At 42.8% G+C, this 26,110-nt stretch carries 22 protein-coding genes and 1 pseudogene; 2 read left to right on the forward strand and 21 right to left on the reverse strand.

Features of this window, described 5'->3' with window-relative positions; genetic code table 11:
- Positions 1 to 20 precede the first annotated feature (20 nt).
- The 6 genes and pseudogenes from ASG89_RS35695 to ASG89_RS37175 all read right to left on the reverse strand — a co-directional run.
- Complete coding sequence (locus ASG89_RS35695) at positions 21 to 221, reverse strand: AraC family transcriptional regulator (RefSeq protein ID WP_082593398.1); 201 nt, start codon at positions 219 to 221, stop codon at positions 21 to 23.
- Positions 222 to 310: 89 nt separating this feature from the next.
- On the reverse strand, positions 311 to 2,092 hold the full coding sequence (locus ASG89_RS18770) for a MerR family transcriptional regulator (RefSeq protein ID WP_057312409.1): 1,782 nt from the start codon (positions 2,090 to 2,092) through the stop codon (positions 311 to 313).
- A gap of 155 nt (positions 2,093 to 2,247) precedes the next feature.
- On the reverse strand, positions 2,248 to 4,536 hold the full coding sequence (locus tag ASG89_RS18775) for a chondroitinase-B domain-containing protein (protein ID WP_157276709.1): 2,289 nt from the start codon (positions 4,534 to 4,536) through the stop codon (positions 2,248 to 2,250).
- 175 nt (positions 4,537 to 4,711) lie between these two features.
- Entirely contained in the window at positions 4,712 to 5,722 is a 1,011-nt protein-coding gene (locus ASG89_RS18780) for a glycoside hydrolase family protein (RefSeq protein ID WP_057312411.1), read from the reverse strand.
- 183 nt (positions 5,723 to 5,905) lie between these two features.
- A complete protein-coding gene (locus ASG89_RS37170; protein ID WP_414813279.1) occupies positions 5,906 to 7,213 on the reverse strand; it encodes a right-handed parallel beta-helix repeat-containing protein in 1,308 nt (435 codons plus the stop codon).
- Positions 7,214 to 7,216: 3 nt separating this feature from the next.
- Positions 7,217 to 7,810: pseudogene (locus tag ASG89_RS37175) on the reverse strand (family 16 glycoside hydrolase); the annotation flags it as partial.
- 307 nt (positions 7,811 to 8,117) lie between these two features.
- On the opposite strand from ASG89_RS37175, the gene ASG89_RS35700 reads away from it, so the two are divergent.
- Positions 8,118 to 8,312 (forward strand): helix-turn-helix domain-containing protein, encoded by a 195-nt coding sequence (locus ASG89_RS35700; RefSeq protein WP_162259712.1) that lies wholly within the window; start codon positions 8,118 to 8,120, stop codon positions 8,310 to 8,312.
- A 168-nt stretch (positions 8,313 to 8,480) separates the two neighbouring features.
- Here the strand turns inward: ASG89_RS35700 and ASG89_RS18795 are convergent, their stop codons facing one another.
- The 12 genes from ASG89_RS18795 to ASG89_RS18850 all read right to left on the reverse strand — a co-directional run bounded on the left by ASG89_RS18795 (position 8,481) and on the right by ASG89_RS18850 (position 21,656).
- Positions 8,481 to 9,029 (reverse strand): GNAT family N-acetyltransferase, encoded by a 549-nt coding sequence (locus tag ASG89_RS18795; RefSeq protein ID WP_057312415.1) that lies wholly within the window; start codon positions 9,027 to 9,029, stop codon positions 8,481 to 8,483.
- Positions 9,030 to 9,218: 189 nt separating this feature from the next.
- Positions 9,219 to 11,369, reverse strand: a complete 2,151-nt coding sequence (locus ASG89_RS18800) for an EAL domain-containing protein (RefSeq protein WP_057312417.1) — start codon at positions 11,367 to 11,369, stop codon at positions 9,219 to 9,221.
- A 16-nt stretch (positions 11,370 to 11,385) separates the two neighbouring features.
- Positions 11,386 to 13,887 carry a chemotaxis protein CheW gene (locus tag ASG89_RS18805; protein WP_057312419.1) on the reverse strand — a complete coding sequence of 834 codons (2,502 nt, stop codon included), beginning with the start codon at positions 13,885 to 13,887 and terminating at the stop codon, positions 11,386 to 11,388.
- Entirely contained in the window at positions 13,880 to 14,323 is a 444-nt protein-coding gene (locus ASG89_RS18810; protein ID WP_057312421.1) for a chemotaxis protein CheW, read from the reverse strand. The genes ASG89_RS18805 and ASG89_RS18810 overlap by 8 nt, the downstream gene beginning before the upstream one ends.
- Before the next feature lie 16 nt (positions 14,324 to 14,339).
- Positions 14,340 to 15,911, reverse strand: coding sequence for a methyl-accepting chemotaxis protein (locus ASG89_RS18815; protein ID WP_082593403.1), 1,572 nt, complete (start codon positions 15,909 to 15,911; stop codon positions 14,340 to 14,342).
- 21 nt (positions 15,912 to 15,932) lie between these two features.
- Positions 15,933 to 16,337 (reverse strand): hypothetical protein, encoded by a 405-nt coding sequence (locus tag ASG89_RS18820; protein WP_057312423.1) that lies wholly within the window; start codon positions 16,335 to 16,337, stop codon positions 15,933 to 15,935.
- A 336-nt stretch (positions 16,338 to 16,673) separates the two neighbouring features.
- Positions 16,674 to 17,030, reverse strand: coding sequence for a response regulator (locus tag ASG89_RS18825; protein ID WP_057312424.1), 357 nt, complete (start codon positions 17,028 to 17,030; stop codon positions 16,674 to 16,676).
- Between the two features lie 18 nt (positions 17,031 to 17,048).
- Positions 17,049 to 17,495, reverse strand: a complete 447-nt coding sequence (locus ASG89_RS18830; RefSeq protein ID WP_057312426.1) for a chemotaxis protein CheX — start codon at positions 17,493 to 17,495, stop codon at positions 17,049 to 17,051.
- 166 nt (positions 17,496 to 17,661) lie between these two features.
- Positions 17,662 to 18,429, reverse strand: coding sequence for a sugar phosphate isomerase/epimerase family protein (locus tag ASG89_RS18835; RefSeq protein ID WP_057312428.1), 768 nt, complete (start codon positions 18,427 to 18,429; stop codon positions 17,662 to 17,664).
- A gap of 143 nt (positions 18,430 to 18,572) precedes the next feature.
- Positions 18,573 to 18,782, reverse strand: coding sequence for an alpha/beta-type small acid-soluble spore protein (locus ASG89_RS18840; RefSeq protein ID WP_056615159.1), 210 nt, complete (start codon positions 18,780 to 18,782; stop codon positions 18,573 to 18,575).
- A 71-nt stretch (positions 18,783 to 18,853) separates the two neighbouring features.
- Entirely contained in the window at positions 18,854 to 20,608 is a 1,755-nt protein-coding gene (locus tag ASG89_RS18845) for a sensor histidine kinase (RefSeq protein WP_057312430.1), read from the reverse strand.
- Positions 20,609 to 20,678: 70 nt separating this feature from the next.
- Entirely contained in the window at positions 20,679 to 21,656 is a 978-nt protein-coding gene (locus ASG89_RS18850; protein ID WP_057312432.1) for a hypothetical protein, read from the reverse strand.
- 136 nt (positions 21,657 to 21,792) lie between these two features.
- Here ASG89_RS18850 and ASG89_RS18855 point away from each other — a divergent pair, with 136 nt between their 5' ends.
- Positions 21,793 to 22,710 (forward strand): hypothetical protein, encoded by a 918-nt coding sequence (locus ASG89_RS18855; protein ID WP_057312434.1) that lies wholly within the window; start codon positions 21,793 to 21,795, stop codon positions 22,708 to 22,710.
- Positions 22,711 to 22,786: 76 nt separating this feature from the next.
- On the opposite strand, the gene ASG89_RS18860 is transcribed toward ASG89_RS18855, so the two are convergent.
- The 3 genes from ASG89_RS18860 to ASG89_RS18870 are packed head-to-tail and all read right to left on the reverse strand — an operon-like array spanning position 22,787 to position 26,073.
- On the reverse strand, positions 22,787 to 23,851 hold the full coding sequence (locus ASG89_RS18860; protein WP_057312435.1) for a peptidylprolyl isomerase: 1,065 nt from the start codon (positions 23,849 to 23,851) through the stop codon (positions 22,787 to 22,789).
- A gap of 43 nt (positions 23,852 to 23,894) precedes the next feature.
- A complete protein-coding gene (locus tag ASG89_RS18865) occupies positions 23,895 to 25,490 on the reverse strand; it encodes a sugar-binding protein (protein WP_057312436.1) in 1,596 nt (531 codons plus the stop codon).
- Between the two features lie 7 nt (positions 25,491 to 25,497).
- Complete coding sequence (locus ASG89_RS18870) at positions 25,498 to 26,073, reverse strand: hypothetical protein (RefSeq protein WP_057312437.1); 576 nt, start codon at positions 26,071 to 26,073, stop codon at positions 25,498 to 25,500.
- Positions 26,074 to 26,110 lie beyond the last annotated feature (37 nt).

Raw genomic sequence — 26,110 nt, forward strand, 5'->3', positions numbered from 1 at the left:
CGCAACCATTTTACCACTACTTACACCGCAGAGCTAGGTGATGCCAGGCATTCACAAACCTTGAACAAGGATCGTGCATAATCCAAACGTATCTCCAACATATAGCTTTGAAACGTAATGCCGGTTTCTTTGCGGAATTGCTCACTGAAATAATTCGGCGAAAGATTCACCCTCGCGGCAACCTCATGGAGCGTAAGCTTCTCACGGAAGTGATGCTGGATAAATAGTTAATTTTAGTTGGCATTTTCACGTAAAAAAAACGTGAAAAAACGCCACACTGTTCGTGTGACGTTATGGGTGCCTTCATTATTTAAATACCTAAAAATTTGGCAAGCTTATCAAGCAATCGTTGTTGGGAAGCTATCTGTATCGAAATATTGTCAAATCGATCGTTAAGTGATTCTTCGTTTGAAACAACTTGATTGGTAACTGCTTCATCTATAAGCTCATTTAATTTTTGAGCATTGATAGCATAATTATTACGCATTTCCTGCTCTAATTCTGTAATACTTTCCTTATGCTGCTTTCGCAATTCATAGGTCACTGCATGCATTTCATTCCTTAGATTTTGCTCCAAAACGTCTGTAATCTTGGGTTGAATGGTATCGAGTTCTTGCTCCATCTTCACGATACTATCTTGAAGTTGATTCTTTAACTCACTTGTAGTTGCCTGCATTTCACCCCTGAGATTGTGCTCCAGTGCTTCTGTCAAATTAGGCTGAATCGTATTGAGCTCCTGGAGCTCCTGTTCCAACTTGGAGACACTTTCTTGAAGTTCCTTCTGTAACTCACTTGTCGCTGCTTGCATTTCACCCTTGAGATTGTGCTCCAGAGCTTCAGTCAACTCGGATTGAACAGTACGGTGCTCTTGGAGTGATTGTTCCAACGCCGAGACACTTTCATGAAACTGCTTCTGTACGTTATTTGTCGCAGCAAGCATTTCACCTCTAAGATTATGCTCCAACAGTTCTCTTAGCTTTGGCTGAACCATGTAGAACTCATGGAGTTCTTGCTCCAACGTCGAGACGCTTTCATAAAACTGCTTCTGTAACTCATTTGTCGCAGCCAACATTTCACCTTTGAGTTTTTGCTCTAGAGCTTCCACCATCTTGGGCTGACTCACATTGAGTTCCTGGAGCTCATCTTCTAACTTCGTGAAACTTTCAAGTTGCTGCTCCTGCAGCTTCTGTGTCCCTGCAAGTATTTCACCTTTGAGATCGTGCTCCAGTGTTTCGATCAGCTTAGGCTGAACGGTATAGAGCACATGCTGTAGTTCATTAACCTGCTCTGAAACACTTTTATATTGAATGTTGAGTACATCAACGTTAGCGGCAACTTCGTTGCTGTCGTCTTGTTCAATGACCTCAGCTACCTTGCAAGTAAAAATCTTGAGGATACTACGCAGCTCGGCAACTTCCTCGGAAACGCCATTAAATTGAAGATTTAATGATTCAGCTATTTTTGTAATACGTTCATTAATACGTTCATCCTGATTGGCATCCTTCGTAACTTCAATCATCTTTTCCATAAAAGTAAGAACAATATTGCGAAGTTCCGTGACTTCATTCGTAAGCTCATCGAACAGAACGTTGACATAGCTTTTAGTTGGCGCTACTTGTCTACCACTGGAAATTGCAGATATACCAACCATTTGACCATCATCTACTTGTTCGTTGATACGCCTCGGCGTTTTATTTGCTTCTATTTTTTGCGATAATAATTGTACCAGGTTACGTAATTCTAAAATTTCATTACTTGCAGGCGAGTTAGCCTTGTTTTCTACAAGTGGTACGTTCAATTCCAGAAGAGTCGCAGGTGAAGGAGTGTCAAGCGTCTCTTCACCACTAGGCGTATGAATTCCTTTCTGGTACATTTCTTGCAAATGTTCATGAATAAACTTAAGTGATTTATTGGCATCTTTCAATTTTGAAATCATTCGAAAAACTTCGACAGCCTCTTCTGTATATCTTAAGCTTCCTGCAACAGTGGTGGTCGGAAGAAATACAGCAAATTGTTTGGACCATTCCACGATAGTTCCTTGCGTTTTTCTAAGGGAACGTGCGATCTCATTGACCTTATATGTTCTTTTCATTTGTTAACGATCATATCCTTTCTTCTTATATCCCGTAGGCTTAGGCATCTGTAACATGGTATTCAAGACCCTATACAAATGACAATGAATGCGTGAAATTGTTAGCAACGCAAAGAGGCTGCCCCGAAGTAGGACAGCCTCAAATTATACCTTACTTATGGCGCATTGGGTCCAACCTCTGTTACTGCCAGTGGATGTTTCCCAAAAGAAGTGCTTGTAGACCGTTCGTCTGCACCTATATCGGTCATGGAACGTGCTTCCCCATCCATATCCTCTGTCACATAGGAATAGGTTCCCACCGCTGCGTTAATTGCAGGACTGGTCGATGACAACTTTTGCAATCCGTTTACCGTTGTGAATAATGGATTTGTTGCCCATATTTGAGCAGTAGTCCTCGAACCGTTGTTGCTTACTGTGCTGCCGTTTCCTATGTTCCCCTCAAATACCGTGTTGGTGGTGCCAACTTCATAATATAGAGTTCCCGTAGAATTTTTTACGATATTATTAGCTACCCTGCTGTCCTGTGGAGCTAAGGGTTTACCAGAACCAACGATGATCCCCGTCGTGCTGTTCACAATTGTATTGTTGACGACTTGTGCTCGGTATATTTTCCATTGCTCTCTCAAGTCATCCGCTGATGGATTGGAAGGATAACCACCTGTACCACCATCATAATCAGCATTATCAAGAATGATCGCGTTAGCGGTTAGATTTTCCATGTAATTGTTATAAATCTTATGATCATTTCCATAAATGCGAATACCCGCTTGTTCTGATTCTACACCATCACCAATGAAATAATTGCCGTAAAAAGAGTTGTTATGCCCATGTCTGGAGGTGAGCCCACCCTTGGAAGTTTTGAAGGTATTATAACGAACCGTGTTGTTGCTGCTTTTCACAGAAACGATTTCCGGTTCGCCATCACAGTTCTCGAATAGATTGTACTGGATGGTGTTATACCCATTGGACAAGGAGATTCCGGATAAGCCAAGACGAATCGTTTCTTTGCCATTCGCGACCCATGGACCCACATCATGAAAATAATTATATTCAATAACGTCATACTGAGAAATGTTACCGTTCCCGTCACCTTGATAGGCAATAAGCGGATCCGTATCGCTCTTCGGACCAAAGTCATTATGGTCTATTCGATTGTGATGACTATTGACGCCACTAACCTGCAGCCAGATGAGAGTTCCTCCTGTTGCTTGTAGTGCGAATCGATTTCGAGTTACTCGAATGTTATTGGAACTATCTAAAAGTAAGGCTGTATTTCCTAAGTTTGTGAATTTCAAGCCCTCGATAACGACATTAGACGAATTTTGAATGTGAAGAGAGGCACCGCCAGAAATGATCGCTTGACCTGAATTAGCTGCTTTGATCGTGATTGGGTTGCTCGCTGTACCATTTTTGTTGCTTAAGACAAAAGGTCCTGTTTGCGAGTAAGTCCCATTGGCCAGCACGATTGACGTACCTGCACTTGCATTGCTTAAAGCAGTTGCTAGCTGTGCAGAAGTGGAAACAGAAACACCCGGTATCACGGGAGCATCACCATAAATTTCCACCTCGGTATAGCTGTTCCATAAGTTGGCGGAGTTGCCGTGGCCAACAATTCGCACATAGCGGGCTGACGCTACATCCGTGAAGTCGAACGTTTGTAAGCTTGTGTTTAAACTGCTCGTCACATTGGCCTGAACCGTCGAGAAATTCACATTATCTGTGGACGTTTGAATATCGAACGTGGAGGTTCTTGTATCCCCGCTTATAAAGGCTATTTTGATATAGGCAACCCTAACGTTTGAACCTAAATCGTACTTGATCCATTGACCGTTGCCGCTTGCTGACCAGCGGGTGGTTAAGTTGCCATCCACTGTGTTAGCAGGTACGTTCCCATCATCCGCACTTGCAGATACAGAAGCTCCAGCGATGGAGAACTTCGATTCAACGGAAGCGCTTGCAGAAGAATCACCGTAAATTTCGACCTCGGTATAACTATTCCATAAGTTCGCAGAGTTGCCATGACCGACAATCCGCACATAACGAGCTGGATCTACATCAGGAAAATCAAATGTCTGCAGGCTTGTATTTAAGCTGCTCGTCACATTGGCCTGAACCGTCGTAAAAGTAATATTGTCTGTAGATGTTTGAATATCGAACGTGGAGGTTCTCGTATCTCCACTAATAAAAGCGATTTTAATGAAAGATACCTTCTTCACCGCGCCAAGATCATATTTTATCCACTGCCCATCTCCGCTTGCAGACCAACGTGTCGTTAAGCTCCCATCCACCGTATTGGCTGGCACATTCCCATCATCGCTGCTTGCCGTCACCCCAGATGCCGTGATCGTGAATTTCGTGTCTGCCGCATAACCTGCCAACGGAATCATGGCAAGAAACAAACTAATTAATAGCATAACAATACTTACTTTTTTACCTTTACCCATAAATACATCCTCCCTTAATTTGGATTTTCAATCAAACAAAGTATCCGCTCTAAGCTTTGAACTCCTTTCATTCAAGTTGAGTGCGTGCACTCTCCTCCAATTTAATACACATCGTGGAAAATAAGCATCATCACAATCGTGAATGCATCTTCAAAATCCAAACTCCTGTTGTTATTCATTCGAGGGCTATCGGAATTACCATATTCCAAGTCTGTGAGGCATCCAGGAAACCCTTGGTACCATCCGATGTAGCTGCGAATAGATGTGTCGGCTTGCCCTCCTGAAACAATAGAAATGGTCGCTCCAAATTCCCCATAGTGCGAGTAACTCCGTTATCCCAACGCACATTTCTGGAATAGGCGAGTGCTGGATGGATACGCCAATTCAATCCATCGGTGGAAGACGCGTGTACACCGCCATACTTTTCACCACACCAATTCCCGTCCATGTCCTTGGCTATCAATTCATAACCTTCCTCTGTTCGCCAAACGAAAGGGTCTTCCAAATGAACGTCAGGTGGAAACAGTGGATTTTCACTTAGCACCTGATAAGGGCCTTCGTAATGTGGTGCACGTGCAACGCCAAACGTCATTTTCCCATGCACATGACCTTCATACTGTCTAGCTTTATAAATCAATAACACAGAACCGTCTTCCTCTACGCAAGGTGCGGGATTGGACGTTAAGAAGCTATCAAATTTCCCTGGCCTTGTTGATACAATAGGAACATCCCGTCTCTCCCACGGTCCAGCAACACTGTTCGATATGGCTAATCCAATGCGCTTGTTAGCTCGAGCTACAATACATCTTGGATCTTGGAGGTCATATCCATCTCCATCAATGGGATCAGGAAACGGATGCGTTGACCCCATATAAAACAATAAATATTTGCCTTTATGCTTAACAATATGTGGATTATGTGTACTACGACCGTCCCAATATTCGGCTCCTCGTGCAGGTAGAACGACCTCCTGAAACGAATAAGGCCCTTCAGGCCTCTCGGCAACCGCACGAACAATTTCCGACTGGACAAGCCAACCTGGATGCATCGGAAGTGACTTCGGCCACCGCGAGGCAAACAGGTGGAATTTGCCATCTTCACCTTGAACGGCGGATCCACACCAGACCCAGTAATCATCCATTTGGAAGCCTCCGTTTACAGGTGCAGGCATAAATTTGTGAAGCATTGCTCACTCTCCTTCTTTTGTTCAACATACGTTTCGACTTGATGTTACTCGTCTTGTTCCCCTTTGTCATTGTCCATACTTACACCACTATGTCTTTTTTTATGATGGAGAGCTGCTTATTACAGGAAGAACCGTCTAGGTCATCTACCTAGACGGTTCTTTGTCACTATCTTCACTTTTATTTTAATTCCGACCAATATTAGTTCCGCTCGGTGTTCCTGCGCCAATCAAATCACTGCCTGCGGCAAGCTTCAAGAAGTTGCTTAAATTCGGAGACCCATCGGCATTCCGTGTGAGTGTTGGCGATAGACTTACGAAATCTGCATCACTAGCAAGTAGGCCTGCAGCATTGGTACTCTTCCCGCTTTTCCACCAAACATTCGAGCTAGCTACATCCGTTCCGCTCGTCTTGTCACTCGAATTTCCTTTGTAAGACAAATTGTTCGTGAATGTATGTGTGCCGGTGTCAAAAGTAAAATTGCCTTCACCGTTACTAAATGATGTATTATTCGTCAACGTAATAGAACCAGGATTACTGTTAAACGTAAATCCATGTTTTTTATTGAGATAGGCGACGGAATTGATCACAATATGGTTGAGTGCTATTTTTTCCCCGCCTAATTTGTAGCCGTTCCCGTCGCTGTTGCTTGTCGAGTTCCCGGATGACGTTTGACCATTATGATGCGCTACGCTGTTCTTAATTGTGATCGGATCAATCGGTCCCGTATCTGATTTGGTATACAAATCCCAACCATCATCCGTGTTGAAAGATGAAATACAGCCATCAAACACATTGCCTGGTCCCGTGGTCAGCTTAGCAGCAAATCCATCCGCATCTTCCCCGTTATCGGGATCGAAATTGTCATGTGAGTACACGTTTACAATATAATTGTTTGCAGGCCACTCACTGCGGGTTGCTGTGGAAGCATAACGACCAAGCTGAACCCCAGTATCCCGATTGTCGTGAACGTCCAAATTCTCCAATCGATTGTTATTGCCTGCTACATATACACCATTATCAGCGGCCCCCTTAATCTCAAGCCCCTTAATCGTCCAGTAACTGCCATTCACTTGTACGCCTCTTGCATTCAGGGATACATCTACTACATTGTAACTCTGTGAAGAGAAATCCAAGACTGGCTTCTCAGATCCATAGGGCATGATTTGCTTGATCGCGCTTGCAGTACCATTATTCGTACGATCAATTGTAATTTGACTGTTGTAGCTATAAGTTCCACCGCGTAAATAAATGACGCCGCCGGGAGCTACCTTTGTGAGCGCTGAGCTCAATGTCGTCGGGCTTGTCAATGTCCCTGGGTTGCTTGCTGAGCCATTCGGATCCACATAGACCGCGCCCGCCGTTGGAGGAGGCGTAGGAGACGGTGATGGTGAAGACGATGGCGATGGTGATGGAGAGGTTGATGGTGAAGGCGTAGGCGACTGTGTCGGTGCTGGGGTCGACGTCGAGCCAGCGATATCCGAAACAAGAATATCATCAAAGCTTACCGCCGCTTTATAGCCAACTAAACCAATGCCACCCGCGCTTAAGCTCGAGTCTGTTGCTGTAAGTTGTAAGGTGCCATTCACATACATACGAATTGTCGATCCAGCTAGTTCTAGCTTGATGGTATACCAAGTTCCTACTGTAAGTGGATAATCCAACGTAGCCAACGTCGTTGTGGAACCGCTTACTTTTTTACGAATTTCAAGTTTCCCGCCATTGCTGTTGTACAAGGATGCCGCATAGAAATTATTTCCGTCTTGATAACGACCCGCAACATACGCTCGATTGGATCCATTCCAATTATCAATTTTGACTTTGGATTGGGCAGCGTAATCCGTCCAAGTCGCAGTTCCGGCTGACGCGCGACCTTCACTCGAACTTGTTTGACGATACACATAAGAACCATTATCTTGAACCACCGTCCAGGTGCCGTTCTGCGTTGTCCAGCCGCTTGCATTCCCATCATCAAAATTATCACTGAGTAGATTTGCTGCGAAGACAGAAGGAATGACCAACACGCCAGCAATTAGCGAGGATGTTACTAGTGCAGTAAGAGAATGTGCAGGTTTAAACTTTTTCATCATTAAATTTCCTCCTTTGAGAATTTTTTTGCTTAAGGAATACTATCCGACTATATCCAGTGATTACCAGGTGCGGCAATAATCATTTTTACATAAATTAACTTTCTATTGTAAAAATAGGTCTCATTAACCAGCCATAATCACTTCCTCAGATGATAATCATTTGGTTAGTTTTGAGGTTGTAGCCCTGCTATGCAATGAAACGGCTTATGCTACACTCTGTCAATATCCATTGGCAAGGTGAACATACAGCCCGCTCCAAATTCGGTTATATTGAGCGTATGCTCTTGTTCATATGCAAAGGTACTATATGATGCATAACCGCGATCAACTGCAAGAAGCACGGTTACGGCTTCAATATGCCGATGCCGGTCACATGCTCCATGCCACATCGAAATCCACTACGGACATTGCCTTAACTTGTGGCTTCGGGTCAGCGAGTTATTTTAATAAAGTGTTCAAAGAGTTCCACCACTTGACCCCGCGAGAGTACCGCAAGCGTTGAATTCTTGCAAAGAAAAACAACCGCAGATCAGTGATCTGCGGCAGCTATATAGCAATACCTTGAGGAACTCAACTAGATTAGATGGAAATGTACATCTATTCCCGCCGATTCTTCATTGTTTTATGAATCAACTGGATATTTTCCATTTATTTGTAAATAAGTACTGACTCATCGCAAGTAGTCCTCTGCCAGCATAGCGAACATCATGTGATCCTCACGCACCCCATTAATCTCCAACAACTTACGAGCCAGCCCTTCTTGCCGGAAGCCAGCCTTTTCCAAAACACGCATCGATCCCACATTACGCGGCATGACACTTGCTTCTACACGCAGTAATCCTACTTCTTCAAACGCAAATTTCATGATAAGATGAATCGCTTCTGTCATGTACCCTTTTCCGTTGTGCGCCTGGTCCATGCTGTAACCTAGAATACACTTCTGGTGCGGCCCTCGTTGTACCTCAAATAGCGAAATATCACCAATGAGCTGCCCTGTTTCATTCAGAAAAATGCCAAAAGCGTATCGTTTATCTTCTTGCCTATGTTTGAGACAGCTTTCAATGCCCAGCTCTTGTACTTCTTTTGTATAAAAAGATTCATTGCGCTTAGGGCATACTCCCTCAAATAATTGACGGTTGCGCAACATCAGATTCAGCAAATCTTCTGTGTCATTAACATCCAGAAATCGGATATAGACTCTTCCACCATTGTTATTCATGAATTCCATCATCCTTTATCTAGAAGTCCTGTTATTATACGTCGGAATAAAGAATGGTTCAAATTCAGCTATAACGATGAGAGCAACTAAGCCCAAAAGTGGTATCCCTTTCGGCATTCCAAATCACACAAAAAAAAGCGATTGCCACTTGGCATCGCTCAGGGAATTCTACTATCTGCTTTCCAACGGTTATCTTCCAAACCTAGCAAAAATCTCAGGAACATCGCTTGCCTCAACCGGCTGGCCAAACAAATAGCCCTGTACCGTATCGCAATGAAAGTCTTGCAACACATGTAAATCTTCCTCATACTCTACCCCTTCTGCAATCACATTAATCTTCAGATTGCGCGCTAAGGCGATGATCGTATTCACAATGGCTGCATGTGTCGGGTTTACTGATATATCTTTCACGAAAGATTGATCGATTTTCAGATGATGAATGGGAAATTCTTTCAAGTAACTCAATGAGCTGTACCCTGTCCCAAAGTCATCCATAGCAATCTTCAAACCCATATTCTTAAAGCTATTTAATGTCGCAAGTGCGACTTGAACATCCATCGTCATACTTTCTGTAATCTCTAACTCCAAGTACTGAGGCTCGAGTCCTGTAGCTTGTAGGATATTTGCGATTTGCTCACATAGTGATCTATCGTAGAACTGCTTTGATGATAAATTCACAGCCATGGACACCTTCGGTAAACCTTGCATCTGCCAGTGCTTATTCTGAGCACATGCCTTTTCAATCACCCATTTGCCAATGGGATAAATAAGACCCGTTTCTTCCGCAATCGGAATAAATTCTAAGGGTGAAACCCGCCCTAGCTGTGGGCTATCCCAACGGATTAAGCTTTCAAAGCCGACAATTTTATTTTCAGTTACATTGACCTGCGGTTGGTACATCAGGATAAACTCGTTCTTCTCCAACGCTTTTCGCAAATGCTTTTCAAGCGTCATCCGTCTCTCGATTTTGGCATAGATATGAGGACTGAAATACTGAACTTGATTTCCGCCGAGCTCCTTTGCGTAATCCATTGCGATATCTGCGAAACGAATGAGTGTTTCAGGATCTTGATCATCTTCTGGAAACTGACTTATCCCAATGGAAGGCGAAATATAAATCTCATGCTCCTGGATCCGAATCGGCTGATTGATACATTGAACAAAGTTCTGCGTATAGACATCTAGCTCATCCTTCGACTTATGCTTCACGAGTCCGATAAATTCATCACTGCCAACGCGAAAGACATGCAGATTTTGAGTCAGAAAACTATTCTTCAACCTCCGCGCGATGACCTGAAGAATGCGATCACCAATATCATGCCCTAACGTTTCATTAGCTAATTTGAACTGGTCTAGATTCACGAATACCACGGCGAAGCGCTCCTGCTGTACAATAGCATCTTCAATCCATTTCGTTAATACTTGTCGATTGGGAAGTCCTGTTAAGGGATCATGATGGACCAAATACCGAATTCGCTCCTCCATACTCCGCGACTCCGTTATATCGACGGTTAGTGAGATGATCTCGCGAATAACACCATCGTTTTTGATCGGTCGAAGCACGGTTAAGAAATAATAGCCATGCCATTCCGTTTCGAAATCGACAACCTCTGCCATGGACCAGGCCATTTCATAGTAGTGTACCATGTGATCTGCCATGTATTGGGGGAAGATGGCATGGATATCCTTACCAACGGCTTGTGTCTCTTTAATCCCAAGTCGATCGAACAAGGAACCCTGCCATGTAGAATAAATAAATTCATCCTGTTCTTTTCGGAATTTCTTTAACAATCCGTTTTGCTGCCTAATCTTCTGGTGAAGCTCATCTCGAAATTGAAGCAGATCCTCTTCCATTTTGAGAAGAAAGGTGAGCATTTCGATATGACTTTTGACGGATTGTTCCTTCCCGACCATGTTGGTCTCATTACGCAGGAATAACTTTTTTCTCATGGCCGTTTTGCACCTTAACAGAAATTCTTCTTCTGTCAGGGCATTGCGTGTTTTCTGAAAAAGAGTTTCCTTTTGAAAAAAATCCATCGCTCCGTACTCCAGCGCTTTCATCGCCGCGTTCGAGCCTTCTTCCGTATAGCTGCTCAGCATAATAACCGGTACCGGATGGAACGTCATAATTTGATCCAAAGCCGTTAAACCATCCATCACCGGCATCTCGATGTCGAGTGTAACCAAATCCGGTTGCAGTTCTACGATTTTGTCCAAGGCATTAGCACCATTAACCGCGAATCCCACCACCGTAAATTGCGGATCTTGATCAAAGAGCTTGGCAATCATATTACGCATTACGATGGAGTCATCGACAATTAGGACACGGAATGTTCTCATACTTGTCACCTAATTCTTAAGTATTCATCTTCAACTGCGAGAGGAGCTGCTCTCGATCGAAAACTTGGATAAGCCGATCATCTTTCTTATAAATACTTCGAATCGTAGAAAGCGAGGCTTTGCTTTGAACAATCTCTTCATTCGTATCGTGCTCAAATACCGTTACAATTTCAGTTACGGAATCCACAGCAATGCCGATGGATTGTTCGTCATCGCGTACAAGTAAAACACGAGATTTCGCAGAACTGGATTGTGGTGACAACCCCATACTGCTTCGCAAATCATAAACCATCAGCAATTCTTCTCTAATATTCATGATGCCCAGTACGTTAGAATTAGCCCCAGCAATCTTCGTCAAAGACGGCATCGCCAAAATTTCTTGCACATGTTCAAGATGGAAGCCGTACCACTCCGCACCGAGATAAACCGTGACCAGCTCTCGCTTCGTGTTATGTTTGTCTTTATTTACGCGATCCTTCATGCCGAACCGTACATGACCAGCAGATGATTTCTGCATAATCGCGTTCACGTCTAGAATGAGGGCAACCAATCCATCACCAAGAATCGTAGTTCCAGCGATATACGGAATATGGCCAACTATCTCATCCAAAGATTTAATGACAATTTCTTGGTTCGCAATTAATTGGTCCACGACGAGACAAATACGTTTCTCTGCCATACCGATCATAAGGATCGACTTCTTGTTCTTAGCTGACCCATCGTTCATGCTGTTCCCAGGTGAAAGTAAGGTATTCAAACGCAGTAATGGCAGAATTTCACCCCGTACATGACAAATCTCTTGCCCATGAAGCAATTGAATTTCCTGTTCATTGTATCTGAAAATTTCAATAATGTTCGATAGTGGTACTGCAATCGTCCGTTGACCTTGACGAACCAGCAGGGAGCGAATAATAGCCAACGTTAAAGGCAATTTCAAGGTAATCGTGGTTCCTTTACCCATTTCGGTTTCGATGTCAATGAGTCCATTTAACTTCTCAATATGTGAACGGACAATATCCATCCCAACGCCTCTGCCCGACAACTCCGTTACTTGCTCTGCCGTTGACATACCCGAGTGGAAGATGAGTTTAATAAGCTCCTTCTCGGTCATAAGCTGCGATTCTTCTTCCGAAATAAACCCCTTATCCACTGCTTTCTTCCGGATTCGATCCGCATCTATCCCACGACCATCATCTGTGACCGTAATCACGATGGAGTTCTCTTCATGCGCTGCCTTCATTCGGATATGCCCTTTTCGTGGCTTCCCTACTGCTTCCCGCTGGTCAGGTGTTTCCAACCCGTGGTCTGCCGCATTGCGGAGGATATGTATCAGCGGATCGCTGATTTCCTCAATTAACGTGCGATCTAGCTCCGTTTCTTTCCCTTCGATCGTAAGAGTAATCTCTTTATTGGCAGTTTGTGATAAATCTCGGATTAAGCGGGGAAATCTGCTAAAAAGCTGCTCAATGGGTATCATCCGCGTCTTCATCATGCCATCACGCATATTGCTGACGATTTTGCCTAAATGGTGGGTAATATCTTCGAGTAAATGAATATCGGAATCTTGTTTATATTTGTCTTGCAACCGTTTCTTAACTTCAACAAGCCGTGTATTATCAATCAGCAATTCACCAACTAGATTAATTAAATGCTCTAACCGCTGAACATCCACACGTACGGTATGAGAAACTGCAGCGGCATCTTTCACCACAGCTGGTGCTGGTTTAGCTGATTTGTGCTCAACATTCGGTGTTGAAGTCGATGGCAGCGTAGATTCGCTTCCTTTTACCTCAGGCTGACTATGAAATGGTGCTACAATCACTTCGGATAATTGCGAAATACGATTGATTCTTTCTTGAAGCTCGTTGCGAGCATAGTTCGTTGAAACAAGGAAATGGATTGGAGCCTCCAGATCTTCATCTGTGCTCGACGCATTGAAGCTCGGCTGTGTCGATAACACATCGCCCATTTCTTGCAGCTCTCGAAGCACGAGCACTGCTCGGACTGCTTTCATCACAGAGCCTGGTTCAATTAAGATGCGAATAGATAGGAGTTCCGGCTCAGCCGTGGCTGATTCTAGAAGTACTGATTCTGATGCTGCTACATGTGCTGTATCCAGAAGAACTCGTTCTCCGTGAGAAAGCTGCTCAAGAACTGCAATGAGATGCTCCACCGCTTGCTCTTCATAATTCCCTTTCAGGAAGAGCTCTCTTTGGTGCTTCATATAATCAATACTTTGGAACAACACATTCATAAGTTCTGTATGAACTTGAATCCGGTTATTGCGAAGATGATCAAAAATATTTTCCAGTTTATGCATCATCTCTTTCAGCTTGTCAAACCCCATGGCAGCGGCAGAACCTTTGAGCGTATGAGCGATACGAAAAATGGTTTGAATCGTTTCCGGCTTACTTCCGTTCTCCTCAAGCTCTAATAGACTCTTATCCAAGAGAAGAAGCTGTTCACTCAATTCATCCAGAAACACACCCATATAGACTTCCATTTGAAAATCACTCATTGCCTCTGACCTCCTGGAGAAACAGCTCACCAATATCCAATATTCCAACAAAGCTGCCATCAATTTCACCAATAGCTTGTAAATAGATGCTGCCTTGTTGACCAAATTCCTCTGAAACTGGCTTAACTTCCGTAAATCCGATCACCCTGCTCACACAGTCCACTACAAGCCCCAGTGTTTTACCTGCTAGATGAACAATCATGATGCGTGTATGCTTCGTATCCATGACTGGTTTAATTTGCAACATAGAGCGCAAACAATAGATGGGGATAATAATGCCACGCAAATTGATGACCCCACGCAAATTCTTCTTATTTCCCGGCAATACTGTAATTTCATGCATCTTAATGATTTCTTGAATATACACGATTGAGAAAGCATAGTGCTCTTGCCCAATCTGACCTTCAACATATAAGGGAGTGACCGTCGTTGTCATGTGCAACCCCGCCTTCTCACACTTTGAAATTCGAAACGGATTGATTCAAATCATCTGCTAAGGTAGCCAATGATTGGGAAGAGCTTGCCGTTTCCTCTGCAGCAGCTGCAGACTGTTGACTCACAGATGCAATATTTTGAATGAAACTTAGGACTTCCTCCGATTGTGCGGATTGCTCCTCACTAGCGGCAGCGATTTCTGTCACTTGCTGTGCCGTATTCGCAACCATGCGAACGATATTATCAAATTGAATCCCTGTGCGTTCCGACAAATCGGCTGCTTCTGAAACAGCTTTGACACTCAAATCCGTATTTGTTTGCATGCCTTTAATAATAATGGCAATTTGTTTCGTCGCTTCACCACTGCGTTCAGCTAATTTTCTAACCTCTTCCGCAACCACCGCAAAGCCTCTGCCTTGTTCTCCTGCTCTTGCCGCTTCAATCGCAGCGTTAAGTGCTAATAAATTTGTCTGGTCTGCAATATCATCAATGACCTCAATAATTTGACCAATCTTCTCTGCATCTTGCTCGAGCAAAGCCATCTGCTTCGATACATTCCCCATCGAAGTAATAGAAGCTTGTACAGCGATTCCGCCCTCTTTGGCACCATTTCTAGTTTGTTCTGACAGCTCCGCAACGACCTCTGCATTTTGAGCAACAGAATCAATGGCAAGTGAAAGTTCTTTAAACAAGCTATTTACGGTTTGCGTAGATTCAGCTTGATGCATGCTTCCTTTGGCAATTTGCTCCGTTGTCGCAGAAATTTCTTCCGCAGCAGCTGCAACATTTTGTGAGGAAGATACCGTTTTACTGATGAGCACACGAAGATTTTCTAACATATCATTAAAAGCGTCAGCCAATGAGCCAAGCTCGTCTTTTGTTTTCGATGTTGCTTTCTCTCTCAAGTCGCCTTCAGATGCTTTCGTGACGACGGATAACAGAGATTGAACTGTTTTCGAGATACTGCCTGACATATACAATGCCACACTAATACCAATCAGGATCGCGAATGCACCAAGTAAAATAATCGTTAATGTGCCTGATTGATTGTCGGATACGGCTGCATCTACTTCTGCCTTAGAGCCTACCTCATTATAATGGATCCACTTCTCAAATAAATCTGTTGTTTGTGAACGAGCTGGTCTTACTTGCGTGATCGCTTCATAAGCCATCTTATCTTCATTCTTGCTTGCCAGCCCAATAATCGTATCAGCTTGGTTAAAATAAGTTGTCATAGAAGCCAAAATAGCATCATAGATGTTCTTCTCTTCCCCTGAGTTCACGAAGTCAGCATACACTTTCATTTCTTTCAATGCATTTTCTTTGTTTTGTTGAATGAGTGTCTGAGCACTTGCAATTTTATCTGGGTCTGATTCAAGAATGATTTGATGAAATGCCACTCTGACTTCAAAAAAATCAGTTTTGATTTGATCAATCTTGAGAATACTAGGCAGCCAATTCCCCTGAACGTTTACTGCTGATTTCTGAATAGAATTCATACTCATAATAGCCACTAGCCCTACTGTAAACGTGAGTAGGAGTACAAGGATAAATCCTGCTAATAACTTCATTTTAATTGTTGCCTTCACATTAAATCCCCCTATTAATGGTTACATGTCTTTTAATTGAATCGCTGAGAACACAAGATCAATGATCTCCCCGCGTGCTTGATTTAAAAATCCTAATGATGTTTGTTGTAAATTTTCGATCGAGATACAAGAAGCTAAAAGAATTTTTTCCGAGTTATAATACATGGAAAGCTCGTAGGACGAAGATACATTCTTAACAACTTCACTTATATTCGTCTTTTTGTATTTCTCAGGAAGTTCAATCACATACATTAAGCACAATGGTTCATCTTGCATTTGTGTGATTAGGAAAAATTCTTTATACATATTCTTTGTAATTGCATTCCATCGATACCCAAACTTATATAAGGGATCCTCCTCCCAATTAGGCTCGAATTGTGATTTTAATTCGATAAATTGCTCGCGGTAGTAGTGAATTAGATTCATTGTTGTAGTGTCCCTCGCAATTCCATAACAAAGTTTGTTAACTTCTCAATATCCTTATCTTACCGATGAATTGTTGTAAAACTTCTATCGAGGATTTTAGATAAACATGTTTTTTGCTAATAATTAGCTAATGTTTACATGAAATTGGGTAAAAATAACGATAAAAGTCCTATTTTGTAAGGATTTTATCGTAAATCGAAGTCTTTAGACCTATATCTTCCCTTACAAATATAAGACTTTACACCCGAGTTCATGAAATGCCCACACATCAAACTTAAATAAAAACGCCCATCCATGTGCTTAATTCAGCAAAGGATGAGCGTTCTTCTATATGTATTATATAGCTCTGCGTATGGCGTCCAAAACACGGTCACCTTGGAATGGCTTGACGATGAAATCCTTGGCTCCAGCCTGAATCGCTTGTACGACCATGCCTTGCTGCCCCATTGCTGAGCACATCACAATTTTCGCATTCGCATCTTTTTTCCTAATTTCCCTAACGGCTTCTACGCCTTCCATCTCGGGCATCGTGATGTCCATCGTAACTATATCCGGTTTAAGCTCCTGATACTTCTGGATAGCTACTAAGCCATTCTCCGCTTCACCAACCACATCATGCCCGCCTTTCGTCAAAATATCCTTCAGCATCATACGCATGAAAGCTGCATCATCTACGATTAAAATTTTTGCCATGATCTATCACTCCTCTTATCATTGCTCTTTCAATAAAACGACACGGATATCTCCAACCGTCTGAATGGAAATGGGTAACATCAGCTTGTTAGCCTGATTGTCAAAATGGTAATTTTCCTCCAATAATGACGGCGGTGTAATATCCAGTTCAACACCTTGTTCACCTAGAATCGTGGTGGTTCTGCCTGCAATTATGTTGGCAATTTCACTCACACAGCTATCTAGCATTTCACCTTCCATGTACATCCCAAAAATGGCTTCGCTCATTCGGCTAAATACGACACGCTGCCCATCTAAAATCATACAATACTCACTGTTCGTGAAATTGATGGAGACACCGATTTCATCCTTACGGATTGGTTCATTGCTTGTACTTACTTCGGTTTGATCTAGTGATTGCGGCAGCATGTTGCCTATTGACACACGAACACTATCTAGTAACAAATTTTGCAAATTCTGAGTCATGCTTCTCTCCCCTATCCAATATTATGTAACCGGGTATGACTTCGTTCAATACACTCACTTTAGCCTATATTTGTTAGGTAACTACACTCCTAATTGTTAAAGATGTGTGTGAATGAAATAAACGGAGCCCGCTTATTCGCGCTGCTCCGTTTATTAAGTAATCAAGTTAAGATAAATCATTTAATAATTGCGTTAATGCTGCGGCATCTGATCTAAATTGTTCAACTGTATTTCCCATTACAAACTCCATGAGTATATATCGATCTTCATGGCTATCGATCTGTGACAAGTAGTGCGACCACTCGTGAATCCCCTCTGCAAATGGTCTGCGAGTATCTCCTTCCCAATAATAAGCGTGCAGGTTTAAAAGCTTCTTACGCGCCGCTAATTCATGCAGCCCTTCACAACGTTCATTTATGGAAAGTTCTGGTGTTGGCTGCCACAAGCAATAGAGATTGGCATGATCTGCCTCTTCCAGCAGATGCATAGACGATTGATTCGTGTCCGTTAATGTTCCTCTATGCCACTCAAGCGCAACTTTTATTCCTTCTGCTGCAGCTATCTCAGCAATCTGTTTAGCTTCCTTAGCAAGGCGAGCAGCATATTCGGAATCTGCTGTCGATGAGGGTAAGGTTCCTGCCCATATCCGAATGAGCGGGGCACGCAAGGCTTTCGCGGCACGCAGGCTCTCTCGAAAAACTTGCTCAGGATGTTGGTTCGCAAGAAGACGGAAATAGGAACCATATGCTGCTATCTTCATGCCGCAATCAATTGTTCTTAAGTACAGATTGTTTGCGCCAACCTCATCCCCAGGATGAACATGCGCGTTTTCCGACCATTCAATTGCTTTCAGCCCACATTGGCTGCTTAATTCAAGTATTTCAAGTGCTGATTGTTCACGAAATGTGACGGATACAATTCCCGGTGATATCATAGTTGCTTCCTCTCGCTTTGACATAGTCTCCAATTACATAATTCCCTAAACCATTAAATTTGTAAAGAAAAAAAGACTCCAGTCACCCGAGTAGGAAGAGTGATTGCAGTCTTTTTAAAACTTTCACCTATAACCAAAATGATCTAGCGTTTGAAACCTTGCAGCTGCTGTTCAGCGATTTGCACTAATCTCTTCGTGATCGTACCACCGATTGAACCTGCGTCACGTGTAAGGAGATTTCCATTATAACCATTTGGTTGCAAGGCAATCCCTAATTCTTGAGCAACTTCATACTTCAATTGATTTAAAGCGGCTTTGGCCTGTGGAACTAGCAAAGTGTTGTTGTTAGCCATTCGTAAATCACTCCTTCTCGTGGTGTAAGCTTAGGATGTGGAGTGTAAGGAAATCTTATACATTCAAATTCTCATTTTTCATGTTTTAATGGAATGACAATGGAGAACGTAACTCCAGCCTCTTGCGAAGTGAAATCAATCTTTCCTTTATATCGCTCAATTAACTGCTTGATGATATGAAGCCCCAGACCTTTGTTGTTCTTGCCTTTTTTGGTCGAGAAGCCTGATTCAAATATTTTTGTGTGTATGTCAGGAGTAACAGGATAACAGGAATTCTGCACCTGAATCGTGAGTTGGTTGGCTTGAACGATACCTTCCACACTGATTAACCTTTCATTAACAGGCAGCTCGATCGTTGCGTCAAACGCATTATCGATCAAATTACTTAATATGCGGACTAAATCCGTGGTCTTAATCGTCGTAAGTCGTAAATTTTCCATATTTTTAAAATCAACCTGCATGTCAATGTTATGAACTTCGGATTGTGCCAACTTAGCTTGGATAATTCCGCTTAATGCTGGAATATTAATTTCAACCGCTTTAATTTTGTTATCCATCATTTTCGCTTCTTGGATTAAAGGATCGATATAGTCTTGCAGACTTTCATATTTCTTCAATTTAATCATCCAGGAGATGGTCGTAATATGGTTGATAATATCATGACGCTGCTCTTTGATCGACTGAACAATCGAATTAATGTTCTCTAGATATACATCTTGAACTGTTTTCACAGCTCCTTCATTCTTTTTCCGCGTCATCGAATACAGAATAATTATAACAACACAAACTAATAGCGTGACAATGCTCATGAATATGAAAACTTCACGAAACTGTTGGTGTAATGTTTTTTCGATCTGTGTGTAATCGGTTGCAACCATAACCACTTTGGGTAAGTCATCACGCTTGTACTTCAGATTTGTTGTGACGATCGGTGTAAAGCTTTTCAGAATGTTCGTCCCATCCAAATTCACATTGTAAAATACCGTACTATTCTTAGTCAATGCTTCCTTGATTTTACTCTCTTCAACACTGTCCCTATACTTATAGCTGCCGTTTAATAATAGTCGCTCAGAATACCAGCTGGATCTATTGTTAGGTGTCGGGGTTTTATCGAAGATCTTCTCCGGATTCAGGACGCCAATCTCGATTAAATTTCCTTTGTTATTAGCAAGGAGCTCTTGGATGCTTGCATCCACACCTACTTTTTCACGATAATGTTCAAGAGTGCCGGATACATTCAAATAGGGATTAATTATGTAATTCGTTGTACCATCGTAATATTCTCCCCATTTTCTGATGTTTGCTTGATCTGTCGAAGCCGTATCAATGGGCCCGCTCCAAAAATTGTCGAGGGTCAATCCCGTTCCTACATCGACACGTTTACGATCCGTTAACTGTAATTGAGCAGAATAGACAATTCCCCACGTTTTCGAGCTAGCATTGATTTCTTTGGGCTCCGAAGATCTTACCCCAATAAAGTCATCACCACGTCTCTCAAATAACGTAATCCCATCTATCTTCAATTCCTTCGACAATTCGACTAGCTGATCGTTAGTAACTTGGTTGAAGTCAGGATGTAAGGACTTCTGAATAACAATAGAAGCGGTCCTCAGTTCATGACCAAGCATTTCATCATAGGTTGCCTCAACTTCACTTTGCTTACTAAGTTCGGCAGAAATCGTAGAGATGACAAGATTTATTTTCTCTTTTTGATGATTATTCAGAAGAATCTTGGAATGTTGAAAATACGTTAAATTCATACTTAATATAGCGATTAAGAAAATTAATATCGTTTTTAATGGGAACTTATCTAATGATGAAAACATGCTTACGATCTCCCTCAACAGCATTTTGTATCCTTATTATAATGCAATTTTGTCGAATTTTGCAGGTTTTTTAAAATAATTGTCCATTGGTGTAATTTAGATAATCGAAAACGATTTTCAGAATCTCACATGTTTCCTTATACTGCCGTATAAGTGCTGACTTTTCAAATTTATCTTGGGTGAGATCCTCTTCTATTAAAAGCAACAGCCACACAGAATACAAGGCGCTGTACTTGTGATAATCATTGATGAAGTTTCCACGTGTTGGAGATTGAAGGCTCTCCCTAACAGAGATATATCTAGCAAGAATAGCTAGACGTGATTCCTGACTAATGACGAAGCGGCTGTATTGCGGGCTCGTAATGTCCATCAACGTATACAGATCCCAGAATACGCTATTCGTATGAACGTACTCCCAATCGAAAATGAAAATTTTATTATTCACTTCAGCGATATTTAATGGATATAAATCACCATGCGAAATAACGATTTCATTTTCGAATTGATCCTGGCGTAAGATTTCCTCATAAAAGTAGGTGATGTGGTCATCCGGAAATCCTAGACGATTAAATAATTGCCTCAGTTGCACATCCTTCGCCATAATAATACTTTGAATATCTTTCATTCTCGGAGTATGACCCTCAAAGTCTTCAGGGAGAAGTGATGTCGGCATGAGATGCCAATAGGGCATGAACTCTGACGTTTTTAGCATGATATCGCTGCTAAAGTTATGTTTCAGTTCGCCTAGATCTTCAAATACCATCCACTCATCCTCCGGCTCCAGCGCTCGAGAATAATAGAGGATCTTAGGGATATGTACTTCTGGAATTCGGAAGTTCAAGTTCTCTTGCAACCATACTTCTTTTCCCTTATTGGGATAATTCGTGAGTGGTTTATAAATAAAGCTAGTCATGGTATGATCTTCACTCACCTGAATCCGCTCAACCTTCTGACCATTACGTCCCACGTAGATAACTTCTCTTGTATGCGGAATACCATCACGTATCTTGCCTGATTCTAAGAAGACTCTCTCATTCATAGCTGCCATGATTTATCACCGTCCTAGTCCTGCTCATTATCTAAACTTACCATATCACAAAAGTTAATAGGCATGATATCCATAAGAAAATATGATATATTTTGCATATAAAGTCAATTCATCATCCCATGGAGGCTTACATATCATGTTACATGTACTTGTAGACGACAATGATCAAACAGCGTGGTATCCCAATTATCTCAGCGGTTTACACAAAGGGCTTGAGTCCGCGGGAGTTCCCTATACCTTTTCCACTAAACTGCCGGAGGACCCCCAGATTCCTGTTTTGATTACACGCTTTACTCTATTTGATATGATCAAAGAAGCGAATCCTGTTCCCCAGCGTCTGTATATTCAAGAACATGATGTCTGGAACCCTTTTACCAACGTATTAGATTTAGAGTCATTATGGATTTTCCATCATCCTTCTTTGAAAGCTATTTTCTATACGAACCCCAGCATGGTGCCTTGGGGCAAACGTTGCCTGCCTGCCGGTTCCCAAGTCGAAGTTATCGCAGCAGGTTTTCCTTATGATCATGACTATGTGAATGATACTTTGAAGGGTATCCAATCTTCAGATGAACGGGAGAAATTAATTGTCTTCCCAGGCCGAATGAATGAATTTTATCAACCTTATCTCTCTGTCCGCTTGGCATTTGAATTTATGGAGTTAGGTTATCGGGTAGTTATAGCCTCGCCTGTAACCCCATTGTCCCACTATCCTGTGGCTATGTGGAGAGAATTAGGGATTGAAGTAGGAAGGCTGCCACATGCTGAGTATTATCAACTATTATCGAAGGCAACAGCAGCCGTTTCAGTTACTATAGGTGGTAGTCTAACCTTGGCACTCTATGAAGCCCAGCTGCTAGGTGCTACGCCAATTGCACCTAAGGGACGAGCTGATCTGCCTCCGTTCACCGAAATGTATAGCCCTCGATATGATCTGCTCCATCCAAGAGAAGCCATTGAAATGGTAGAGAATAAAGTCCCTGTTACCATAGATACGCGGTGGTTCAGTATTGATGCCTATGTCCGAACATTACTGGATACGACTTCCAATTAAGTCAGATGAGAAAAATAACGACCATCTTTCCCAGAAGGAGAAAACGATGGTCGTTATTTCTTTATGCTAAGTCATACTATTCAGCTTGTTTAGTAGATGATTTGAGTTCAATTGTAGATGCCTTAACCCAGCGCTCCGTCATCCTTGGAAATTCTGCCTCCATAAGCACGATGTTTATACCCGCGCTAGCTTTCTCCAGTGGCAAGAAACCTGTGTCCTCCAACGCTAAGCATTGGAATATATAATAGCTGCCGTTTTCCTCAATCGGGTTCGAAACGTCAGCTTCTCGTAACGTTTGAACGCTACGCCACACTTGCGTTCCATTCATCGTATCTTGCTTGGCCGTTTGCTCGTTAAATGCTCGTTGTTGCAGAACAACCTTCTTGCTGCTGTTCACTTGAAGCAGCTTTTCCGCCTCTTCACCGCGTTTCAAGCCATCTGCAATCGCTTGAGCAGTGCGAAATGCCGCATCCTTGGTTACATCGTTGCCGAACGCTACCACAAACATATTCGTTTGAAGGCGATTCGGTTTTTTGTACTGGGCTAGATGCTCATTGTAATAAGCAGCAATGTCCTCTTGTGCGAATGGTTTCTCTGCTAACATGTCATCTCGCAATTTTGCAAGGATATCCGATACGAAGAAATCATAATACTGTTCTTCCTCGACTTGAATAGGGCCATATACAACCCCGTTGCTCAATGCCGCATCCTTCCTTCTTGACTGCTCTGATTGCCATTTCGACACGAAATCCGCATAACGAACCGATTCCACGATACCTCTTCGCTTCGCCTCTAGGAGCTGCGCTTTCAATTGTATACTAGCCTTCAAAGCCTGTTCACGATTGTCAGTCAGATTCGTTTTCATTGCCAGATTACCATCTGTATGAGAACGCAGCTTCTTCATCTGCCACTGGAGCTCCTGCTCCACGATGGACTCTCCATCTACCGTGGCAATAACCTCTTCCTTGTCACTGGTTGAGACCGTTGCTTGCGCCCCAGTCAAGTTCCACCATAGGATCCCTACGATAGTAACTCCGATCAGGCAGGCCGCGAACAACCTTAGATGAGGACGGCCTATAGATTTCCTTGCACCTTTTCCATTACCTGAAACGGTTCGAGGATAGATCGCTTTGTTCTTCATACAGCGGCTCCCTTCCATTCTGGTTCCTACTATCGTTTAGGATTTATGGCAGTAACAGCGCATCACCAAATGCAGAGGTATTCGTCCAATTGTTTCCTGTTCCATTCCACATCGTCTGACTATCACGCACGCCGCCATTACTGTCGTCGTTATTCGCAATATCAAACCCGATTTTCAGACCTGCATATGGTGTAATGCCTAAATTACTCCAAGGAATAGCGGCTTCTAGACTATATCCACCTGTGATTGGTGAAGTTTTGAACAACACGCCTGTGAGATGACCGTTCTTCTCGGAGCCTGTCAAATCATTGTAACCAAACGCGAATTGACGGTCGAAAGCATCGTATGTGAAATTCCGATCATGATTCGCATCGATATAAATGTCAAAGGAATCGTCATCATAGATATTGGTGGAATCGTTAAAAAGTGCAGGATCCGTGATGTTCACACCAACATATAAATAGGTACTGTCCCACATCACACCGAATTGGGAACTCGTATAGGTGACCCCGCTCACCGTTTTGCTAAGTGGCGTCGTAATTTGCCAATCTGCTTCATTTAAATTGCCGTCAATCGTCACTGGGGTAGCAGAATGAACCGCGGATACGGCAGGTGGTGCCGATTTCGTTGTCACCGTCAATGCACTGCCTCCAGAGGAATAATTCCATGCTGCATCTACAGCCTTCACATAGAATACATACGTTGTGTTCGGCTGAAGTCCAACGATAGATGTGGAATTAGCAGATGCAGGCGTAAGCGCAATGGCATTATAATCTTTATACACGTTATAGCCCATCACACCAAAGTTATCCACGGAGGAATTCCAGGTGAGTTTAACCGAAACGTCGGTCACACTCGCGACTGTCACATTAACTGGAGCCGTTGGGTTTTGCGTATCGGTGTAGGTTGCATTGTATTCATTCGCACCGATATCTGGGCTACTACCGACAGGACCGCCCCAGAAATCTTGGCCGCCATTGTTCGCAATAAGTTTACCGGCATCAATTGCTGGTGAAGTGGCTTGTAACCGGTAACCGATTGTCGTTGCCCGACCATCAGCGCCTAAGCTGCTATTGACGAATTGTGGTGTTCCGATCACCCCATTCGCATCGGTTGGCGGAGTGAAACCATCATACAAATTACTGTCATAAATGTGCGTCGATGGGAAATCGATTGGCCCGCCACCTGAAATGGAGAAAATATTATTTTCGAATTTCGTGTTGTAATAGCTGCCTTCCCAAGAAACAGATTTCAACCCTTGAATTTTAAAGCCATTGCCGCTGTTTTGAATGAAGGTATTGTTATAGACATGTGTAGCTTCTTGGTCAGCACTCGAAAACGTAGCGTCAGCCCAATGTAAATGATTATCATTTTTACTAATGTTATAGCGCACGATATTTTGCCCGCCAAATCTTCTCAAATCCCCCATACTCATGAAGAAACCACCCGAGTTGTCATGGGAATAATTGTATTGATACGTATGTGTGCCGTAGGTATGAATATCGCTGTCAAAGGCTGTTGAATCATTATCTGTACCCGCTTGGAAATGTACTCGTGCCACTTCATTGTATTGAATCGTCGCATCCTTGGTTGCCCATGTCCATATGCCAGCTATCCAACGATGATTCGTGCCATTCACCCCGATATCATAGCAAGTTCAAGTACATATCGGTGTCGCGGTTTGAGCTTCCTTTGATATTGTGGATGTTCAGATTCCGAAGATGAATGCTATTTAAGATACCAGAGCCTTTACCTACTACTAGGATTCCACTACGTTTAGCAACCGTTGCTGCATCATTGGTGATTTCCAAATTTTGTACCGTTATATATTGAACATTGTAAAGGTACACCGTTGAGGCTGCTCCCGCGCCGTTCAGAACAGGATTAGGCCCGCTTCCATATTTATCGAAAATAATAGGTGATCCGCTGCTGCCTGATCCATTCGGCTGTAAGGTCCCCGTCCACGAGGATCCTGATTTGAATAGCACTTTGTCTCCTGCACCAAAGGTTATGCTGTTCACTTTGGCTAATGTTTTCCAGGGGGATGCTGAACTTATGCCCGTATTCGTATCATTTCCAGCATCGGAATCTACATAATAAGTTGTTGCAGCTGCTGATACAGACGCAGGTGCAACAAGCAGCAACTGTGCCCCCATTAGCGTCACAACAAGGAACAGGGAGATAAGTCGCGCTACGAATCGTTTGTTAATCACTAGATTCATTCATTCGCCTCCTATTGGATGTAAATCATAAGACTGA

This window comes from Paenibacillus sp. Soil766 (genome assembly GCF_001428105.1).
Lineage (GTDB): Bacteria > Bacillota > Bacilli > Paenibacillales > NBRC-103111 > Paenibacillus_E.

Coding starts and splice junctions, on each gene's coding strand:
- ASG89_RS18810 (WP_057312421.1), bottom strand. CDS start 14,323: ATGACAACGACGGTCACTCCCTTATATGTTGAAGGTCAGATTGGGCAA.
- ASG89_RS18855 (WP_057312434.1), top strand. CDS start 21,793: ATGTTACATGTACTTGTAGACGACAATGATCAAACAGCGTGGTATCCC.
- ASG89_RS18825 (WP_057312424.1), bottom strand. CDS start 17,030: ATGGCAAAAATTTTAATCGTAGATGATGCAGCTTTCATGCGTATGATG.
- ASG89_RS18820 (WP_057312423.1), bottom strand. CDS start 16,337: ATGAATCTAATTCACTACTACCGCGAGCAATTTATCGAATTAAAATCA.
- ASG89_RS18805 (WP_057312419.1), bottom strand. CDS start 13,887: ATGAGTGATTTTCAAATGGAAGTCTATATGGGTGTGTTTCTGGATGAA.
- ASG89_RS18770 (WP_057312409.1), bottom strand. CDS start 2,092: ATGAAAAGAACATATAAGGTCAATGAGATCGCACGTTCCCTTAGAAAA.
- ASG89_RS18870 (WP_057312437.1), bottom strand. CDS start 26,073: ATGAATCTAGTGATTAACAAACGATTCGTAGCGCGACTTATCTCCCTG.
- ASG89_RS18850 (WP_057312432.1), bottom strand. CDS start 21,656: ATGGCAGCTATGAATGAGAGAGTCTTCTTAGAATCAGGCAAGATACGT.
- ASG89_RS18780 (WP_057312411.1), bottom strand. CDS start 5,722: ATGCTTCACAAATTTATGCCTGCACCTGTAAACGGAGGCTTCCAAATG.
- ASG89_RS18800 (WP_057312417.1), bottom strand. CDS start 11,369: ATGAGAACATTCCGTGTCCTAATTGTCGATGACTCCATCGTAATGCGT.
- ASG89_RS18795 (WP_057312415.1), bottom strand. CDS start 9,029: ATGAATAACAATGGTGGAAGAGTCTATATCCGATTTCTGGATGTTAAT.
- ASG89_RS18845 (WP_057312430.1), bottom strand. CDS start 20,608: ATGTTTTCATCATTAGATAAGTTCCCATTAAAAACGATATTAATTTTC.
- ASG89_RS18840 (WP_056615159.1), bottom strand. CDS start 18,782: ATGGCTAACAACAACACTTTGCTAGTTCCACAGGCCAAAGCCGCTTTA.
- ASG89_RS18860 (WP_057312435.1), bottom strand. CDS start 23,851: ATGAAGAACAAAGCGATCTATCCTCGAACCGTTTCAGGTAATGGAAAA.
- ASG89_RS18835 (WP_057312428.1), bottom strand. CDS start 18,429: ATGATATCACCGGGAATTGTATCCGTCACATTTCGTGAACAATCAGCA.
- ASG89_RS18830 (WP_057312426.1), bottom strand. CDS start 17,495: ATGACTCAGAATTTGCAAAATTTGTTACTAGATAGTGTTCGTGTGTCA.
- ASG89_RS35700 (WP_162259712.1), top strand. CDS start 8,118: ATGATGCATAACCGCGATCAACTGCAAGAAGCACGGTTACGGCTTCAA.
- ASG89_RS18775 (WP_157276709.1), bottom strand. CDS start 4,536: ATGGGTAAAGGTAAAAAAGTAAGTATTGTTATGCTATTAATTAGTTTG.